16 protein-coding genes and 1 pseudogene are annotated in these 18,768 nt (G+C 69.6%); 6 read left to right on the top strand and 11 right to left on the bottom strand.

Going from position 1 to position 18,768, the window contains the following annotated elements:
- Positions 1–71 precede the first annotated feature (71 nt).
- Entirely contained in the window at positions 72–1,067 is a 996-nt protein-coding gene (locus OHA18_RS24045) for an ElyC/SanA/YdcF family protein (RefSeq protein WP_328997533.1), read from the top strand.
- Here OHA18_RS24045 and OHA18_RS24040 read toward each other — a convergent pair.
- The 5 genes and pseudogenes from OHA18_RS24040 to sigJ form a co-directional block, all read right to left on the bottom strand.
- On the bottom strand, positions 1,064–3,043 hold the full coding sequence (locus tag OHA18_RS24040) for a TSUP family transporter (protein WP_328997532.1): 1,980 nt from the start codon (positions 3,041–3,043) through the stop codon (positions 1,064–1,066). The genes OHA18_RS24045 and OHA18_RS24040 overlap by 4 nt on opposite strands.
- Before the next feature lie 164 nt (positions 3,044–3,207).
- Positions 3,208–3,411, bottom strand: a pseudogene (locus OHA18_RS24035) (response regulator transcription factor); the annotation flags it as partial.
- Between the two features lie 21 nt (positions 3,412–3,432).
- Positions 3,433–3,612, bottom strand: coding sequence for a histidine kinase (locus OHA18_RS24030; RefSeq protein WP_329006155.1), 180 nt, complete (start codon positions 3,610–3,612; stop codon positions 3,433–3,435).
- Positions 3,613–3,627: 15 nt separating this feature from the next.
- Positions 3,628–5,169, bottom strand: coding sequence for a fibronectin type III domain-containing protein (locus tag OHA18_RS24025; protein ID WP_328997531.1), 1,542 nt, complete (start codon positions 5,167–5,169; stop codon positions 3,628–3,630).
- A gap of 79 nt (positions 5,170–5,248) precedes the next feature.
- Positions 5,249–6,106 (bottom strand): RNA polymerase sigma factor SigJ, encoded by an 858-nt coding sequence (sigJ, locus tag OHA18_RS24020; RefSeq protein WP_328997530.1) that lies wholly within the window; start codon positions 6,104–6,106, stop codon positions 5,249–5,251.
- A gap of 93 nt (positions 6,107–6,199) precedes the next feature.
- Between sigJ and OHA18_RS24015 the strand changes: the two genes are divergently transcribed.
- A complete protein-coding gene (locus OHA18_RS24015) occupies positions 6,200–7,381 on the top strand; it encodes an NAD(P)/FAD-dependent oxidoreductase (protein WP_328997529.1) in 1,182 nt (393 codons plus the stop codon).
- On the opposite strand, the gene OHA18_RS24010 is transcribed toward OHA18_RS24015, so the two are convergent.
- Both OHA18_RS24010 and OHA18_RS24005 read right to left on the bottom strand, forming a co-directional pair.
- Positions 7,371–8,414, bottom strand: a complete 1,044-nt coding sequence (locus tag OHA18_RS24010; RefSeq protein ID WP_328997528.1) for a DUF2252 family protein — start codon at positions 8,412–8,414, stop codon at positions 7,371–7,373. The two genes, OHA18_RS24015 and OHA18_RS24010, sit on opposite strands and share 11 nt — an antisense overlap.
- Complete coding sequence (locus tag OHA18_RS24005; protein WP_328997527.1) at positions 8,411–9,562, bottom strand: cation:proton antiporter; 1,152 nt, start codon at positions 9,560–9,562, stop codon at positions 8,411–8,413. The genes OHA18_RS24010 and OHA18_RS24005 overlap by 4 nt, the downstream gene beginning before the upstream one ends.
- A 159-nt stretch (positions 9,563–9,721) precedes the next feature.
- Here OHA18_RS24005 and OHA18_RS24000 point away from each other — a divergent pair, with 159 nt between their 5' ends.
- The 4 genes from OHA18_RS24000 to OHA18_RS23985 all read left to right on the top strand — a co-directional run bounded on the left by OHA18_RS24000 (position 9,722) and on the right by OHA18_RS23985 (position 14,754).
- Positions 9,722–11,941 carry a glycoside hydrolase domain-containing protein gene (locus OHA18_RS24000; protein WP_328997526.1) on the top strand — a complete coding sequence of 740 codons (2,220 nt, stop codon included), beginning with the start codon at positions 9,722–9,724 and terminating at the stop codon, positions 11,939–11,941.
- Positions 11,938–13,227, top strand: a complete 1,290-nt coding sequence (locus OHA18_RS23995; RefSeq protein WP_328997525.1) for a glycosyltransferase — start codon at positions 11,938–11,940, stop codon at positions 13,225–13,227. Before OHA18_RS24000 ends, OHA18_RS23995 begins: the two co-directional genes overlap by 4 nt.
- A gap of 94 nt (positions 13,228–13,321) precedes the next feature.
- On the top strand, positions 13,322–14,101 hold the full coding sequence (locus OHA18_RS23990) for an SDR family NAD(P)-dependent oxidoreductase (protein ID WP_328997524.1): 780 nt from the start codon (positions 13,322–13,324) through the stop codon (positions 14,099–14,101).
- A 74-nt stretch (positions 14,102–14,175) separates the two neighbouring features.
- Positions 14,176–14,754 carry an isochorismatase family protein gene (locus OHA18_RS23985; protein ID WP_328997523.1) on the top strand — a complete coding sequence of 193 codons (579 nt, stop codon included), beginning with the start codon at positions 14,176–14,178 and terminating at the stop codon, positions 14,752–14,754.
- Here OHA18_RS23985 and OHA18_RS23980 read toward each other — a convergent pair.
- The 4 genes from OHA18_RS23980 to OHA18_RS23965 all read right to left on the bottom strand — a co-directional run bounded on the left by OHA18_RS23980 (position 14,747) and on the right by OHA18_RS23965 (position 18,768).
- Positions 14,747–16,279 carry an AbgT family transporter gene (locus OHA18_RS23980; protein WP_328997522.1) on the bottom strand — a complete coding sequence of 511 codons (1,533 nt, stop codon included), beginning with the start codon at positions 16,277–16,279 and terminating at the stop codon, positions 14,747–14,749. The genes OHA18_RS23985 and OHA18_RS23980 overlap by 8 nt on opposite strands.
- On the bottom strand, positions 16,276–17,217 hold the full coding sequence (locus OHA18_RS23975; RefSeq protein ID WP_328997521.1) for an alpha/beta hydrolase family esterase: 942 nt from the start codon (positions 17,215–17,217) through the stop codon (positions 16,276–16,278). The genes OHA18_RS23980 and OHA18_RS23975 overlap by 4 nt, the downstream gene beginning before the upstream one ends.
- 121 nt (positions 17,218–17,338) lie before the next feature.
- The gene (locus OHA18_RS23970) at positions 17,339–18,082 is read right to left on the bottom strand and encodes a creatininase family protein (protein ID WP_328997519.1); all 744 of its coding nucleotides are present in this window, start codon (positions 18,080–18,082) and stop codon (positions 17,339–17,341) included.
- Complete coding sequence (locus OHA18_RS23965; RefSeq protein WP_328997518.1) at positions 18,079–18,768, bottom strand: FadR/GntR family transcriptional regulator; 690 nt, start codon at positions 18,766–18,768, stop codon at positions 18,079–18,081. The genes OHA18_RS23970 and OHA18_RS23965 overlap by 4 nt, the downstream gene beginning before the upstream one ends.

Raw genomic sequence — 18,768 nt, 5'->3', positions numbered from 1 at the left:
CGCACACGCCGGACACTCAGGAACCCTTCGGTTCCAGCTTCTGGTCAGGCGGCCGTGATTTCATGTGCCCGATGTACGCCTTCGCTGTCGCCGCGTTCTGGTTCGCCGTCTTCGCGGTCAGCTTCCTGCGGGACCGGCGGCTGTTCAAGAACGGGATCTTCCTGGTCCTGACGCTGATGTTCGCGGGGATCGGCGTGATCTTCGTGGTCGACGCCTTCAACGACACCGCGGCCCGCTGGCTGGTGCTGGCCATCCTCGCGATCATCCCGCTGGCGATCGCCGTACTCGCGGTGTTCCTGGTGGTCAACGGCATCACCATGCTGCGCCGGGAAGGCCGCCGGCCGAAGAACCTGCTCTCGTTGCTGGCCGGACTGGGCATCATCGGGTTCGTCGTGTTCAGCGTCGCGGTGCAGAAGATCGGCTGGGAGCCGTTGGCGGCGCTGCGGTCGGTGCTGATCGGGGTCCTGACCTACATCGCGTTCCTGTTCGTCTGCTTCCTGGTGTACGCCTTCGTGTACAGCCGGGTCCGCTCGTCCCGGAAGGTCGACTTCGTGATCGTGCTCGGCGCCGGCCTGCGCGGCTCGCGGGTCCCGCCGCTGCTCGCGAGCCGGCTGGACCGCGGCAAACAGGTGTACGACCGGGCGCAGCGCAAGGGCCGTACGCCGATGATGATCACGTCCGGTGGTCAAGGCCCCGACGAGGACGTCCCCGAGTCGCACGCGATGGCGTCGTACCTGGTCGAGCGGGGCGTCCCGGACGACGCGATCCTGCGCGAGGACCGGTCGACCAGCACGCTGGAGAACCTGACCTTCAGCCGGGAGCTGATGGTCGCGCGGACGCCGATGTACCGCTGCCTGATCGTGACGAACAACTTCCACGCGTTCCGCGCCGCGATGACCGCCCGCAAGGCCAAGGTCAACGGCCAGGTGATCGGCTCCCCCACCGCCGCCTACTACTGGCCGACGGCAACGATCCGCGAGTTCGTCGCGATCCTCTTCAGCCACCCGTACCTGAACGGCGGCATCTGCCTACTGATCGCCGTCGCCGCCGTCCTGCAGCACGTCTAGCGCAGCATGAGTACGGCGGCCACTACGCCCGCGAGCACGATCAGCACGCGCAACAAGGTGGCCGGGAGCCGGCGCCCGATGTGGGCGCCGACGTAGCCGCCGACGATGGAGCCGGCCGCGAGCAGGCCGGAGGCGGTCAGGTTCAGGTCGGCGATGAAGACGAAGATGATGCTCGCGACGAGGTTCGCCGCCAGTAGCGCGAGCGTCTTCAGGCCGTTGACGATCCGGAGCTCCAGGTCGAGTCCGAGACCGAGGACCGCCATCATCATCACGCCGGCGCCGGCGCCGAAGTAGCCGCCGTACACGCCGGTCAGTGCGGTGAACAGAGTGGTTGCCGGTGACATCGATCGCGGGGTGCCGTGCGGGTGGTCCGACCGTGCTCGCAGCCACCGCGAGATCCACGGCTGTACGCCGACGATCAAGCAGGTGAAGAGGATCAGCCAGGGCGCGGCCGACGCGAACACCCGCGACGGCAGCGCCAGCAGCAACGCGGCGCCGCCGATCGCGCCGACGGCACAGATCACGACGACGGCCACCGTCTGGTGCCGCGGGACCTCGCGCAGCTCCCGCCGGTAGCCGATCGCACCACTCAGCGCGCCCGGGAGCAGACCGAGAGTGTTCGAGGCGTTGGCCACCACCGGCGGGATCCCCAGCGCGATCAGCACCGGGAAGCTCAGCAACGACGCGACCCCGACGGTCGACGTCAGGATGCCCGCACCCAGTCCAGCGCCGACAACGGCCAGGTGTTCCGGCCCCGTCACGCGTACCTCACCCGTGAGCTCACCGCGCCAGACTACGGCGGAGCCGCGTGAGGCACAGCGGGGAAAGGAAGAGCCAGACCGTCGCGACGAGCAGTGCCGTCCGGATCCGGCTGTCGCGGCCAGCGCGCCACCCAGCAGTGCGCCGAACGGCGTCAGCCCCATTCCAAGAAAGTTGATCGTGGCAACGACCCGGCCCTGGACCGCCAACGGCGTAACGAGTTGGCGGACTGCGGTCACCGCTACGTCGACGGACTGACTGAGGGCGCCGTACAGCACGTTGATCACGATCAGCGCGGCGATTGTTGCCGGTCCGGAGCCGTGCAGGGACGACGTGACGAGCATCACGAGATCCGAGATCAGCGCGGCGAAGACCACGACCGGGCCGTAGCCGAAGCGCCTGGGCAGCCACGCCGACAGCAGCGAGCCGATCAGCACGCCCGGACCGAAGGACGCCAGTACCAGTCCGACGACCGCACCCGGCAGGCTCAACGTGCGGCTGAGGAACAACAGGTAGACCGTCGTCAGTGCGGTGAACCCGAACTGGTACACACAGGTCGCCGCCGCGATCGCCCGCAACGACTTGTCGCGAACCACGATCCGCAGGCCCTCGCCGATCTGCCGCAGGACACCCGTCCGCGGAATGCCGATGGTTGTGCGGCTGCGGAGCTGGGCGACGGACAGACTCGAGCAGGCGAAAAGCACCGCGCTGGCCAGTACGGCGATCGGGGCGGTCAGCAGGGACACCAGCCCGCCGCCGAGCGCCGGACCGGAGATCTGCGCGGCCGACCGCGTCGTCTCGAGCATACTGTTGCCTTGGGCAAGCTGATCCCGCTCGACCAGGCGCGGTAGCGCGGACTGGTAGGCGATATCGAAGCAGACCGTGAACACCCCGGCCACGAACCCGACGACGTACAGGAACGGCAACCCGAGTCCCACTCCGAGCGGGACCGACGCGAACACCAGCGCCCGGCCGAGGTCCGCGGCCACCAGAACGGTCCGGAACCGCCAACGGTCGACCAGGACGCCGACCACCAGCGAGAACAACAGGATCGGGAGTTGTTGTACGGCGCGCAGTACGCCGAGTTGTGCGGCGCCGGCGCCGAGTGAGGTGACCGCGACCAGCGGCAGGGTCACCCCGGCAGCGAAGCTTGCCAGTTGAGATGCGCTCTGGCCGATCCAGAGCCGGACGAAATCACGATGCGTCCACAGTGACACGGAGAAGTCCCAGGAGTCTGGCCCGGGCAGGCCCGGGTAGGGAAAGGTGCCACTCCGCGATGACTCTGCAGGCGGCACGCGATGACGGGGTTGCGGTCAGCGCGTGCCCGGTTGACCGGGCATCCTCAACTCCTCGAAGGTTTCGGCTCGGCGGTCAGCCTAAATCATCGCCGGCGTGGCCGCACCAGACTTGATTCGTACGCCGCGATCACCAACTGCGCCCGGTCGCGGGCGTGGAGCTTGGCGAGCAGGTGCCCGATGTGGGTCTTCACCGTGCCGTGGCCGACGTGCAGGTGGTCGCAGATCTCCTGGTTCGACAGGCCGCGGGCGATCAGCGACAGCACCTCCCGCTCGCGATCGGTCACTCCGTCGAGAGCAGTCGACGGCGCTTAACCCGGCCCGGCCAGGCGGGCGAACTCCGCGATCAGGCGCCGCGTGAGCAGGCCGAGCATGTGCCGCAGCTCGACCAGGGCGTCGCGGCTCGTCGACTCGATCACCGACAATGCGTCGGACACCTCCTCCGGGCGTACTGCGAGGACGTGGTTGGCCACGCCCGCCTTGACCCCGATCAGAGCGGTGTTGAGTCAGCGGACCTTGACCTTGGCGGTGGCGCTCTTCTGAACGTTGCGGCCGTCACTGACCTCGAGGTGGTAGGGCAGCGTCTGACCGCTGCTCAGTCGGGAGTCGGTGACGGTCGTGACGGTCGGCTTCGTCCAGGAGTTCGACGTCCGCGACCAGCTGCCGATCCGCGTGCTGCCGCGGTACAGGAGGTAGGTGAGCGTGAGGTTGTCCCGGTCCAGCACGGTCGGGAAGGCGATCGTCACCTTGTTGGCCCGCGCACTGGCGACCTTCGGCGCGGCCGGCCGGGCCGGTGCGGCCCCACCCGGGGTGCTGGTGAACCGGGTCAGACCTTCCTGCGGTACGCCGTTCACCTCGGTGAAATCGCCTCCGGACCACAGGTCGTTGCCGCCGGACGCGAACGCCAGCGGCCCGACCAAAGTGGTGCCACCGGCATCGGTGTTCGGGAACCACGGGCCGAGCTTGCCGGTGATCGTGCTGTAGACGAGCAGGTGGTGCATCCCGGTCTTGTCCGGGAACTCGCCGTCCGCGCTGCAGTCGTGCGCGTGCGAGCCCTTGTACAGCCAGTTGCCGATCGCCTTGATCGCCTCGGTCGCACCCCGGCAGTGGCTCTGCCAGATCAGCTTGCCGGTCGTCGCGTCCGCGGCGAGCACCCCGTCGTAGCACGAGACGCTGCCGGTACCGGCATTGGATGCGAACACCTTGTTTCCTTGGACTTCGAGGTCCTTCACGCGGCTGTCGCAGCCCTCGGTCTTCGGCGGGATCGCCGCGACCGCCGGCATCGAGAGCAGGGCGCCGGTGGTGGCGTTCACCATCGCGAGCGCGTGATCGTTCCGGCCGCCGATCCGGGTGAAGCCGCCGCCGACGAACACCCGGTTGCCGTCGGTGGACACCTCGAGCGCGTGGACGTCGTCGTTCGCGTCCGGGCTCCACGGCAGCAGCGTGCCGGTGTCGAGCCTGACCGCGGCGACCCGGCTGCGGGCCATCTTGTCGACGGTGCCGAACGAGCCGCCCAGGTAGACCGTCTTGTCGGTGATCTTCAGCGCCGCGACGCGGTAGTTGACCACCGGGTCCCAGCCGGCGACCAGCTTGCCGGTGGCCACGTCGAACATCGCCACCCGCGACCGCGGCACGCCGTCGACGACCGTGAAGTCCCCACCGATCACGACCCAGCGGCCGTCCGGCGACGTGGCCACGCTCCACACCGGCCCGTTCACCCGCGGCGCGAACCGCGTCGGTACGCCGGTGGTCCGGTTCAGCACCACGAAGTACTTCCGCGCCGCGTCCCCGACACCGCGAGCCTTGCCCGGCGGCCGGACCCGGGTGAACAGACCACCCGCGAACACCAGATTGCCCGCCACGGCGACCGCGTTCACGCTCGCGTTCGTCTGCCACGAGGTCTGCTGCACCGACGACAGGGCCGAGCCGAACCCACGCGGCACACTGCGTGCCACTGGTTGAGCGGCTTGCACCGCGGGCCCCGACGGGACCAGCGCCGCGGCAACCACAGCCGCGCCGGTGACAACGGCCAGAACAGCCTTCTTCATGAGCGAACCCCCTTGGGCCCGCTCCGGCGGAAGATGCCGACCCATGACTCGGTGACTATGCGCCGTCAAACGATAACTGTCAGCTCACCTCGTCGCGAAACCAGGGCCGGAGCTTGCCGGGGTTGCGGACACCCCAGATGTGCTTGATCCGGTCGCCGGCGACCTCGAACGCGTACACCGTCACGATCACGCCGTCGCGCTGCGCGACCAGTCCGGGCTGACCGTTGACCGTCCGCTCCAGGATCGTCAGCTCGCTGAGCTTGCCGGCGAACCTGAGCATCGACAGGGCGATCCGCTCGGCGCCCTCGATCGGGCCGAGCACGGCGCTGACCAGGCCGCCGCTGTCCGCGACCACGGTGGCGTCGGGATCGAGAAGGCCGACCAGGGCCTCGATGTCCTTGGCTTCCCAGGCCCGCTTGAACTCCCTGATGATGCGGGCCTGCCGGGCAGCCGGCGTCACCGGCGCCTGCGCGGCGCGAAGGCGGCGGCGGGCCGAGGAGGCCAGCTGCCGGCAGGCCGCCGGCGACCGGCCGACGATGCCGGCGACCTCGGCGAACGGGTACCGGAAGACGTCGTGCAGGACGAAGGCGACCCGCTCGGCCGGGGTCATCGACTCGAGGACGACGAGGAAGGCCATGTTCACCGACTCGTCGAGGGTGACCCGATCGGCCGGATCGAGGCTCGTGGGCTCGGGCAGCGGCTCGGGGATCCAGGCACCCACGTAGGTCTCGCGCCGGACCCGCGCCGACGAGAGCAGGTTGAGGCACAGACGGCTCGTGACTGTCGTCAGCCACGCACCCGGGGACGCGATCGCCTCCTGCTCGGGCCGGGACATCGCGTACCAGCGGGCGTAGGCCTCCTGGACGACATCCTCGGCATCGGCCAGGGAGCCGAGCAGCCGGTAGGCGAGATTGATCAGCTGGCGCCGTTCGTTCATGAACCTACGACAAGACAGCGGGCTGAATTGTCACGCCTCACGTTCCGGCGGACTGCCTTGTCGGTCTGGTGAGACAACGAAAGGAAGTCCACCATGTCCGAACAACACCAGGTCGTCGTCATCGGCGGCGGCTACTCCGGAACGCTCGCGGCCAACCATCTGCGGATGCGCGCCGACGTCGGCATCACCTTGCTCAATCCCCGGCCGCAGTTCGTCGAACGGATCCGGCTGCACCAGTTCGTCGCCCGGACCGGCGAGGCCACCATCGACTACGGCACGCTGCTCGGCGACGGGATCCGGCTGGTCGTGGACAGCGCGACGTCCATCGACACAGCGGAACGCACGGTGCGACTGGCATCGGGCGGCGGGCTGGACTACGACTACGTCATCTATGCGGTCGGCAGCACGGCGGCGATCCCGGCCTCGGTGGCCGGCGCGGCCGAGTTCGCGTTCGACATCGCGGAGTTCGAGTCCGCGGAGCGGTTGCGCGCGCGGTTGGACGAGCTGGCCCGTGATGCTCCGATCACCGTGGTCGGCGGTGGGTTCACCGGTATCGAGACCGCTGCCGAACTGGCCGAGCAAGGACGCAAGGTCACGCTGGTGTGCGGCGGCACGCTCGCCTCGACGCTGAGCGCTCAGGGGCGTCGCTACATCGCGAAGTGGCTGGCTCGGCACGGTGTCGCCGTACTCGAGGCGGACCGAGTGACCGAGGTACGGGCAGATGCGGTCGTGCTGTCCGACGGGGTCGTACGTCCGAGCGCGCTGACGATCTGGTCGGCCGGGTTCGGCGTACCGGAGTTGGCGACTGCGAGCGGCCTGCGTACCGACACACTCGGCCGGCTGCTCACGGACGAGACGCTGACCAGCGTCGACGACGAGCGCATCATCGCGACCGGCGATGCCGCGGCGCCGTCGGGGCAGCCGCTACGGATGAGCACGTACGCCGCTGGGCCGCTCGGGGCGCAGGCGGCCAACACGGTGCTGAGCCGGATCGCCGGGACCGAACCGGCGGCGCTCGACCTCGCCTTCACGGGAGCCTGCGTCAGCCTCGGTCGGCACGCGGGCATCCGGCAGCTCGCCCGCAAGGACGACACCGCGGTGAACCTCTACATCGCCGGTCGCCTGGGCGCGGTGATCAAGGAAACCGCCTGCAAGTTCGTGATCGAGAAACGCATCCGCCGCGAGGCCCGCGACCCGGGGTCGATGGGCTGGCCCAAGGGCGGCCCACGCTCCATCACTGGTCCGATGGGCGGCCGACACCCCGTCACTGGTTGAGCGGGTGCGCGACATACTCGTCGTAGCGGGACTTGGTGTCGGCGGTGAGTTGGCGGGTGGCGTCGTGCAGCCAGCTGGGTGGGAGGGTTCCGACGTACTGGCGGGCGTCGTGGAGGTGGTGCGGGATCACGCCATGGACGTTGGCGGCGGCTCGGGCCATCGAGGTCAGCACGACTTCGACGGCTCGGGGGCGGAGGGACTCGATGGTGATGCGTTCGACGTCCGGGGCCAGGGCGCGCAGTTGCCAGCCGTCGATGCGGCGCATCGGGTCGGGGCCGCGGACAGCGGTCAGCACCCGGCCGTAGAGGAGGTCGTCGGGCTGTACTCCGACCTGGACGTACAAGGCGGTGGGTGGACCGACGACCTTCACCTCCCGGGCAATGTCTTTGCCGACGGCAACCAGCCGCGGATGGCCGAGGGATCCGGTGCCGGCCTGGCGGTGGTGCCAGGTCGGGTCGGCAACGGTCACGGCCTTCAGCACCGCGGGCGGCAGGATCGACGGATCCGCCGGCGCGCCCTCCCGGAGCTTGCCGTAGTACCGGTCGGTGTCGGCCCGCTTCGGCACCAGCGCCCGCAGATGCCCGGCGTCCGGGTCGGACAGATCGACGGCCCGGCCCGGCTTGGCCGTGGACCACGCCGCGAGGAGCAGGCGGCAGATCTGCTTCGGGCTGATCGGCACCTGCGGGCTCAGCACGGCCGAGACAGCGAGCCGGAGCAGGTCGAGCGCGGGCGGCGCCCAGGCCAGCTCGTCGAGGTCGTTGACGCCCCAGCGCCGTACGCCGCGATGGTCACGCCACGTCCCGAAGTTCTGCACATGCAGATCGCCGACGGCCGGCACCTGCTGACCGTCCAGCAACGCCGGCACCAGTTCGGCGACCCGCTCCAGCCAGAGGTAGTACGTCCCGCGCAAGAAGCGCAGCGGGTCCGCCGCCAGTTCACGATGCTTCAGCTCGAGATCCTCCCGTACGACGGGAATCCGGGTCGCCAGCCAGTCTTCGTACGCCGTGGTCGCCGCCACCGGATCGGCCGTCATTTCGACACAGCCTTCTCCGCGACCAGACCACGCCGTACGGCGATGCCGCCCGCGACGACGCCGACCGCAATGGTCACCAGCGCGCCGAGGATCAGCGCGGACGGCTCCCCCGGCTGAAGAACGTGCAGCGTCGTACCGACCGTGGCGGCCGCCACCGGGACGCCGAGCTGAGCCGACGCCAGCGCGCCGATGCTCAGCGGCTGCCGGGACAGCATCCCGGAGAGGTGACAGATGACCGCACCGACTCCGAGCGCCACGCCGAGGCCGATGAAGTCCGGCTTCGTGCCGAGCTCGCGCAGATCGAGCGACGCCCCGAGCCAGACGAAGAACACCGGCCCGAGGAACCCCTCGGTCAACGCGAACAACTGCCGCGCCAACCGCCGCGGCTCACCGACCGCCGCCACGGCCAGCCCGAGCACGAACCCGGCCAGCATGATCGAGACATGCGTCGCCGTCGCCAGACCGGCGAGCGCGAACAGCACGATCAGACTGACCCGCAGTTCGACCGCGAACCGGCGGTCCTCCGAGACGTCGTGCGCCCGACGCCGGGCACCGGATCGCTCCGCCCAGTTCAGCAGGAAGAACACCACCGCACCCGCCCCGATAACCGCCAGCGCACCGAGCGCCGCCCGGCCCGCGTGCGGTGGATCGATCGCCAGCGGCAGGGCCACGATGCAGGCGGCGTCGGCGATCGCGACCTGCGGCAGCAGCTCGACCACCGGCCGCCCGCCGAGTCCGAGCGAGTCGACGATCGGCAGGATCAGCGCCGCGGACGAGGACGCCATGAGGACGGCGTACAGCGCGACGTGGCCGGTGTCGAAGACTGCGTTCAGGGCGAAGGCGAGACCGGTCGCGAGGATGCCGGTGACCACCGCGCGGAGCAGACCGGGCCGGATCGCCTTCCGCAGGCTCTCGTCGCGCACCGGAACGTGGGTGCCGGCCACGAACATCACCAGCCCGAACCCGATGTCGGCGAGGAACGTGAACTTGTCGTCGGACGCAACCAAATACCCGATCCCCGTCTTGCCGAGGATGACACCGGCCAGCAGCTCGCCGAGCACGACCGGGATGTGCCAGCCGCGCGGCAACGCCAGCACCGGACCGACCAGGCCGATCGCAACGACCACGGCCAGCATCGTGAAGCTCACCGCAACTCCCTTCCCCGGAGAGCGCCATTGTGCTCCTGGGACGCTGAGATGCGGCGGACCCGACCGGTCGTAACCTGCGCGTTTCCTTCGGTCACGCGGCTGAAACATGCGCTTCTTACGTTGAGAGTCCACGTCAGCCGCGCGAGGCGGTGAGCCCCCATGTACGAGCACGTTGACCCGTTCATCGGGACCGGCGCCACCGACCTGCCCACGCCGAAAGGCCTGGCGGGGACGTGGTGGTGGCCCAAACCGCAGGTCGGCAACACCCACCCGGGCGCCATGCACCCCTTCGGGATGGTGTCGGCCTGCCCGTACTCCGGGGCCTACCCGACCGGATACGGGCTGTACGAATTCAACACCGAGGGCGTGCCCGACCAGTTGTACGACCGCCCGGTCGCCTCCGGTTTCACCCATTTCCAGCAGTCCGGCACCGGCGCGATCCGCAAGTACTACAACTACTTCCGCGTCACGCCGATGCTCGGCCCGCTCGACGACCTCGGCACCACCTGGGACCTGCTGGACGAGGTTGCCGAGCCCGGCTACTACGCGGCGACGCTGGGCTCAGGGATCCGGTGCGAGGTGACGGTCGGCCCCAAGTCGGCCGTCCATCGGTACACCTTCCCGGCCAACGACGCCGCCCGGATCGTCATCGACGCCTCGACCGGCGGCCTGGCCATCCCGCACAGCCGGACCGTGCCGCTGAAGGCGCACCTGGCGATGCTGGAGCCTGGGGTGGCCCAAGGCGAGATCCACGTCGAGGGGGTTCCGCTGGCCGTCCATCTGGAGGTCGACGCACCCGGCTGGCGGCAACTGCTGTGGTACGACCGGCGCCTGATGCCCGGCGGCACCCGCCTGGACTTCGACTACATCCGGCCGACCACACTGCGGCCGTTCGGGCTGATGTTCATGGGCCCCTCGCGCGCCGAGCAGACCGTCGAAGTACGGCTCGGGTTCTCCCTGCGCGGGTGCGAGAAGGCTCGCGACAACCTGCACGCGGACGTCGGCCGCACGCAGGTCACCTTCGCCGGGCGGCGCGACCGGACGGCCGCCAGCTGGCGCGACCACCTCGGCAAGGTTGAGATCAAGGCCGAGTCCGACGACCAGGCAACGGTCTTCGGCACCGCGCTCTACCACTCGCTGGTCAAGCCGTGTTTCGCCCCCGACGAGAGCCCGTCGTGGACGACCGAGGGCCCGTACGCGTTCGACATCTGCACCATGTGGGACATCTACCGCACCCAGCTGCCGCTGATGACCACGTTGTTCCCGCAGCGTTCGGTCGAGCTGGCCGGCGCGCTGCTGTCGATCTGCGAGCAGGAGGGCAACCTGCCGATCGGCTACCGGATGGCCAAGGGCGCCGACCGGTTCTCCCGGCAGGGCAGTGCGCTCGCGCATACCTTCTTCGCCGACCTGTGCCAACTGGATCTGCCTGGTATCGACTGGGACTGGGCGATGGTGCACCTCGAGATGGACCTGCGCCGGACGTACGGCGAGGACTACCTGGTGCACGGTGTGGCGCACCCGATCAGCCACACCCTCGACCTGGCGTACGCCTACCACTGCACCGCGGCGATCGCCCAGAAGGTGCGCGACCGGCCGCTCGCCCAGCAGATGCGCGACCTCGCCCACGGCTGGCAGGCGGCGTACGACCCGGGCACCGGCCTGCTGCGCGACTCGACGTTCTACGAGGGCGGCCGCTGGAACTACTCCTTCCGGCTGCTGCACGACATGCGCGCCCGGATCGCGCTCGCCGGTGGCGACGAGGCGTTCGTCGGGCTCCTCGACCGATTCTTCGGGTACGACGCTGCGCCGGTCGCCCAGCCCGGTGTGGCGCCGAGCGTGGCCGAGATGGACGCCGGGTACGGCCTGTACCGGTTCGAGGGATTGAACAACGAACCGGACTACGAGGCGCCGTGGTCCTACCACTACGCGGGACGGCCGGACCGAACCGCAGAGGTGGTGCATGCCGCGATCGCCAACCAGTTCGGCACCGGCCGGGGCGGGCTGCCAGGGAACGACGACTCCGGCGGGCTGTCCGCGTGGTACGTGTGGGCGACGCTCGGACTGTTCCCGGTGGCTGGGCAGAACCTGTTCCTGGTGAGCGCGCCGGCCGTGGCGGAGTCCGTGACCCGGCTGCCGGACGGCGAGCTGTCGATCACCACCACAGGATTCGAGCCGGTCGAGGCCGGCGGACCGGTCTCCTACGTCCGATCCATCGCGGTGAACGGCAAGACACTCGAACGCCCCTGGATCTCCGGGCGGGAACTGCGGCACATCCGCAACCTGCACATCGAGCTCGGCCCTCAGCCCTCCGGCTGGGGCACCCGGATCAGGCCACCATCCACATCCGACCCACTACCCGCCACTGGAGGTGAGGCATGAACATCTCATCCACACCCACGCGCCGTCTGGTCCTTGTTGTCCGCGCCGATCCGGTGATCTGCGGGCACTCCGGTGAGGCCCGGTGCCTCGCGGAAGTGGCGCTCACCCGCGGGTTCGACGACGTACGGATCGTGAGCTGGCCGCTCGATGCGCTGGAGGCGGCCGGGCTCCCGCTGAAACCACTCGACCGCGTGCTGCCGTACAGCCCTGGCATCACCGTGGAGCGGCCCGATCCCGTCGGCGACTACCGGGTTCTGGACGGGCGTTACCTGTCCGGGCTCATCGGGCGGCTGGTCGAGCTGTTCAGCGACGGGGTGCCGACGGTGGCGATGTCGCTGTACCTGAGCCCGCACGCGATCGCCGTGCAGGAGGCCGTCCAGGTCGCGCGCCGGATCGGGCCCGCACAGGTCATCACGGTGGCTGAGGCGGTGGGCTCCGACATCACCAACGTGGTGCGCGAGTGCGTGAACACCGGCCGGTTCGGGGCGGCTGCGCACATCCTGTCGGTCTACCTGGCGGCCGACCACTGCGTGGCGGTGTCGGAGTACACCAGGGACCTGATCGTGGCGTCGGCGGCGACCCTCGACGGCATGCACGGTACGACGTTCGCGCAGCAGTGCCGGGAACGGATCGCCATCTCCTACCCGGCGGTCGACTCCTGGCCCTACCTGTCGCTCACCGATCACAGGATCGCCGAAACCCTTGCCCGGCGCGGCCTTTCGCGGGACAGGTACGTGCTGTTCCTGTCCCGGATCGCCTCGGCGAAGGGGGTCGACGACCTGATCGACGCCTACGCCGGATCACGGTCGGCCGAGCGGGTGCAACTGGTCCTGGCCGGGCGCGGGCCGCAGGAAGCCGAGGTCGTGGCGCGGCTGGCGGCAGCGGGCCTCGGCGAGCGGGTGCGGGTGCTGACCGATGTGGACGACGCGGAGAAGCCGGCGCTGATGGCCGGCAGCGCGGCGTTCGTGCTGCCGACCCGCGAGCAGCCGGAGTTCGTCGAGACGTTCGGGATCGCCCTGGTCGAGAAGGCCCTCGCCGGCGGCGGGCCGGTCATCACCTGCGCAACCGGCGGCGTACCCGAGGCGGTCGGTGATACGGCTCTGCTGGTGCCGCAGCATGACCCCGCCACGCTGCGGACCGTGCTCGACGAGGTCGTGTGCGACTGGACCTACGAGCAGCGGGCGTCCGCCGAGCACCGCGCCCGGGCGTACGCGTTGCAGTTCGACCGGGTCCCGGTCTTCGACCGCCTCTTCGCGCTCGCCGCGCCTCCCGCCGTCCACGCCTGAGCGCCGGCCGTCCGGAAACGAGGCACTTGCGCCCGATTTGTTAGTCGGCTAAGTTTTCTTATTAGCCGACTAACAAATACCGGAAGGACGGGTCATGGACCTGGGTTTCAAGGACGCGGCGGTGCTGGTGACGGGCGGGTCGTCGGGGATCGGGCGGGCGACGGCGATCGCGTACGGCGCCGAGGGCGCGCGGGTCGCGATCACCTACAACTCGCGGAAGGACGCCGCCGAGGCGGTCGCCGAGGAGATCGAGACGGCGGGCGGTACGGCGTACGTCGTACCGATGGACCTCTCTGCGCCGGAGAGCATCGCGGCAGCCGTGGCGTCGACCGTTGCGCAGTGGGGTGGGCTCGATGCCGTGGTGGGGAACGCTGTCGACTGGGGCAACGCCGGGTTCCACGACCGGCCGACGAAGGTCGAGGACGGCCCGCCGGAGTGGTGGGTGCCGATCATGCGGGCCAACCTGGAGGGCAACTTCCACCTGGTCCAGCAGGTCGCGCCCGCCTTGCGCCGGTCGGAGCACGGGCGGCTGGTGCTGATCTCGACCGATCTGGCCGAGCGTGGCCTGCCGGGTTCGTGGCCGTACAGCGCGGCCAAGGCCGGACTGCACGGGCTGGTCGCGAGCGTGCAGCACGATCTGGGCGCCGACGGCGTACTCGTCAATGTCGTCATGCCCGGCATCACGCTGGAGAACGGCGTCCACCGGGTGATCCCGCAGCCCGCACTCGAGCAGATCGCGGCCGGGTTCAGCGCCCGGCACCTGCCGGAGACGACGGAGCTCGCGGACGCGATCCTGTTCCTGACCTCGCCGCGGACGAAAGCGATCCAGGGGCAGATCCTGCGGGTGACCGGCGGGAACCTGCTGCCTGCATAACCACGCAATACCGTCGGGACGGCGTCGACGCTTGTACCGTGGGCTGAGGGAACCCCCGATGAAGGAGCGTCGTGATGGCCCGGGCACTGATCGTGGTGGATGTGCAGAACGACTTCTGCGAGGGCGGGAGCCTGGCCGTCGCCGGTGGGGCCGACGTCGCGTTCCGGATCGGCGAGCTGCTGCACCACTGGCACGAGGCCGAGCCCGACGAGCGGCAGTACGCGTACGTCGTGGCCACCCGGGACCACCACATCGACCCGGGTGACCACTTCTCCAGAGAGCCCGACTTCGTGCACTCCTGGCCGCGGCACTGCGTGGCCGGCACGGACGGGGTCAGCTTCCACCCGAACCTCGACCCGCAGCCGTTCGACGCGATCTTCGACAAGGGCGAGTACGCGGCGGCGTACTCCGGCTTCGAAGGCAAGTCCCACGAGGGCGGCCACACCCTCGCCGACTGGCTCCGCGGCAAGGGCGTCACCGACGTCGACGTCTGCGGCATCGCCACCGACTACTGCGTCCGGGCCACCGCCTTGGACGCCCACCAGGAAGGCTTCGGTACGACGGTTCTCATCAACCTGACCGCCGGCGTCGCGCCGTCGAGCACCGAACAAGCCCTCACCGACCTCCGCACCGCAGGCGTCGACGTCACCTGACCGGTGCGCCTGGTCCGAGGGGGATGCCGAGCGCCCACCACGCCAGGAAGAGGAGAGTCCAGGCGATGGTCATCGACACCGCCAGCGGCACGGTGTACGACGCCAAGGTGCCGACTCCGGCGTCCTTGCGGTAGCGCTGCAGGAAGCCGAGAGCCATCACGAAGTACGGGCTCATCGGGGTGATCGCCGTCGAGCCCGAGTCCGCGATCCTGAACAGTGCCTGGGTGGTCTCGGCCGGGACGTTGAGCAGCAGCATCATCGGGACCAGGATCGGCGCGGTCAGCGACCACATCGCCGAGCCGCTCGTCACCAGCACGTTGATCACCGTGAGCAGCGCGAGGATGCCGAGGAAGATCACCACCTTCGGCGCGCCGAGGTCACCGAGCACCCGCGCCGACTCCGCCGACAACAGGTCGCCGATGTTGCTCCAGTCGAAGTACGCGAGGAACTGCGCGATCGCGAAGAACAGCACCAGCACCGGCGCCATCTGCTTGATCCCCTCGCCCATCAACTTCGGTACGTCGGCCGCCCGCTCGATCGCCTTCACGGTCACGCCGTACGTGATGCCGACGAGGCCGAAGAGTACGGCGACGACCATCGCGATCCCGTCCAGGAACGGCGAGTCGACGATGCTGCCGTCCTTGCCCCGCAACGGCGAGTCGTGCGGCAGCAGGACCGCGACGATCGCCACCGCCGCGATCAGGAAGACGATGCCGGCCCGGCGCAGACCCTTGCGCTCGGCAACCGATACCGCGAGCTGATCCGCGTCGTCGCCGGGTGCGTCCGGGTCGGCGTCGAGGTCGGTCCGCTTGCTCAGTACCAGCCGGGTGACGAGCGTGATCACCAGCGCCAGCAGGACCGACGACGCGATGTTGAAGAACCAGTTCGACAGCACCGAGACGTGCGCGTCCGGGTCGATCGTCTTCGCGGCCGCGGTGGTGATGCCCGCGAAGATCGCGTCGTTCGGGGTCGGGATCGGGCTCGCGTCGTACCCGGACGCGATCGCGGTGTACGCCACCACGATGCCGAGGATCGGCGACCGCCCGACCGCGCGGAACGCGAGCCCGCCGAGCGGGACCAGGATGATGTACGCCGCCGCGGACGCGACGTGCGCCATCGTGCCGGCGAACGCGACCGCGAACACCACCATCGAGGTCGGCACCCGGGACACGCTGACCCGCATCAAGGCCTGCAGGAACCCGGTCCGCTCGGCCAGCGCGACGCCCATGATCACGACCACGATCGTCGCCATCGGCGGGAACTCGGCGAAGTTCGAGATCGCCGTCGACACCGCCATCTGCAGTCCGTCGCCGGACAGCAGGTTCTGTACGGCGACCTCCTTGCCGTCCTTGGGCGAGAGCACCGACACGTCCAGCGCGGCGAGGATCGCACTCACCACGGCGAGGATCGCGGACAGGATCCAGAACAGCCAGAACGGGTGCGGAAGGGCGTTGCCGATCCGTTCGATGACCGCCATCGCCCGCACCAGGCGGGGCAGCTCCCTGGTCTCGGTCGTCGTACTCATGAGAGCTTGTGCGCCTTGAAGAATGCGCCGATCAGCTCGTGCGCCTCGAACGTCTGGGTGACGTAGCCCGGTCCGGACGTCGAGTCCGAGCCCGGCCAGCTGTGTCCGCCGTCGGTGACCGCGACGTGCACGACGTCGGCCTTGCAGCCCTTGTACGTGAACTTCAGTACGTCGTCGCCGAGCTGGCTCGTCCTCGGATCGGCGTTGCAGTGATCGCGGACCGACCAGTCACGGACCCAGGTCTGCACGCTGGGCAGGTCCCGCTCGCCGTCACCGCCGTACGGGATCGTGGTGTCGCCGGTGCCGTGGATGTCGAGGACCGGGATCGGCCGGCTCGGAGCGCAGTGGGTGCCCTCGATGTAGAACGCGCCGGAGACCGGGGCGATCGCGGCGAAGCGGTCCGCCATCCGGCAGGCGAGGATGCCGGTGAACCCGGCTCCGTTGGACTTGCCGGTGGCGTAGACGGCGCGCTTGTCGACGCAGTACTTCGACTCCAGGTCGTCGAGGAGGTCGGCGGTGAACTTCACGTCGTCGACACCCTTCGCGGCGTACGGCGCGCCCTGCCAGGCCTGCTTGTCCTCGTCGCCGATCACACCGTTGGGGTAGGCAACGATCGCGTCGAGCTTCGACAGGTCGGAGAACGCCTCGGTCTGGGCGCCGGTCTTGCCGCGACCGTGGTACACCACGATCAGCGAGGCCGCCTTGGAGCTCTTGTAGTTGTCCGGCACATGCAGGCGGTACGTACGGGTGAGACCGCCGCTTTCCACGGTGTAGTCGCCGCTCGGGGCGGCCTGCTTGCCGCAGCCGGGCGTGGTGGACGCCGCCGATGCGGTTGCCGTTGGCAACGTGGTGGCGGCGGTCACCAGAGCCGCCGACGCCAGCAGTGCGCCGATCCGCCGGGTGGACCGGCCAAGTGTTTCAGGGCGTGCGAGGTTCATCAGGGGTGCCTCCTCGGGCAAGCGGCCTGCAGGCGGGCAGGCACGCGCCTGGACCTCCCTGAGCGAAGGTCCAGTGTTCGGGGTGGTACTGCGTCGGGCCCTTGTGATCGGGCCGAACTGGTCAGGCCGAGAGCAACTCGTCGGCGAAGGCGGCTATCCGGTCGGCGGCGGTCTCCACCAGGAGACGACCGTCCTCGGCGGTGGCGCGCCGGGGGTCACCCAGCACGCCACGCTTGTGATACGCGTCGAACCCGACGGACAACCGCGGTCCCTGCGACTGCCGGGACAGCCGGGCTGTCGTGGTCAGTTCGTCGAGCGTGGTGGCGCCCGGCTCCAGGCGATCGGCCTGGACCAGGTCCGGCGCCAGGTACAGCATCTGCGCGGTCTCTGCCTCGCCGGCGTGACCGTGCACCTGGCTGACTCCTGTGATCAGGTCCGCGACCACGGACGTGACCGGCGTCCACGCGAACGTGAGGTCGCTGCGGACATACTCCTGCGCGAGCACGGACAGGGCGGCGTTGTTCCCGCCGTGCCCGGTGATCACCAGGAACCGCCGCCAGCCGTGCTCGCGCAGACTGGCGACGACATCCCGGAGAACCTGCATGAACGTTGCCGGAGACAACGTCATCGTGCCGGCGAAGGCCATGTGGTGCGGCGAAACGCCGTACGGCACGGCCGGTGCGATCACGGCGCGGCCGGCCAGCCGCTCGGCGACCCGCTCGGCCACACCGACCGCGCGGACGGTATCGGTGGACATCGCCATCCCGCCACCGTGCTGCTCCTGCGCCCCGACCGGAACGATCACCAGCGGGGACCGGCGTACGGCAGCCTGTGCTTCGTCGGTCGTCATCTCGGCAAGGTTCATGACAGCTCCGGCGAGGACTCGACGGCGCGGCGGATGTTGTCGAGGTGTGCGCGGGTGAGGCGCTCGGCCTGCTCGGCGTCCTGGGCGCGGACGGCCTCGACGATCGCTTGGTGTTCCTCGTGGTCGCGCTCGCGGTTGTCGTACAGCGCACGGATCTGCTGCTGCTCACGGACGCGGACCTTGAGCAAGGACGCCAGGACCTCTTGTAATAAAGGGTTCCCGGACGCGGCCGCAAGCTCGACATGGAAGTTGAGCGCGAACGCCGGACCGCCGGGCGGGACCAGCGCGTTGGTGACCGCGGCCTCCAGCCGCTCCAGATTCTCCGGCTGCCGCGCGACCGCGGACTGCGCGGCGACGGCCGGCTCGATCACGAGCCGCGCACTGATCAGCTGCAGCACCGAGTCCTTGGTGATCGGCGGCCGATGCGGATTCGCCAGTACGACGTTGTTGATGGTCAGACCGACGTACGTCCCGGACCCGTGCCGGAACTCCACCGCCCCGGTCGCCTCCAGCTTCCGCAGCGCCTCCCGCACCGTCGGCGTGGTGATCGCGAACCGCTTCGCCAACTCCCGGGCCGACGGAATCGCATCCCCCGGCGCCAGCCCGCCGTCCCGGATGATCCCGAGAATCGACTCGGTCAACCGGTCCGACAGGCTGGGCGGCACTTCCGCAGCTGAGTAACTCAC

This window comes from Kribbella sp. NBC_00709, assembly GCF_036226565.1.
Lineage (GTDB): Bacteria > Actinomycetota > Actinomycetes > Propionibacteriales > Kribbellaceae > Kribbella.
The sequence above is the reverse complement of the archived record's forward strand: the minus strand, read 5'-3'. Positions and strand labels throughout refer to the sequence as shown.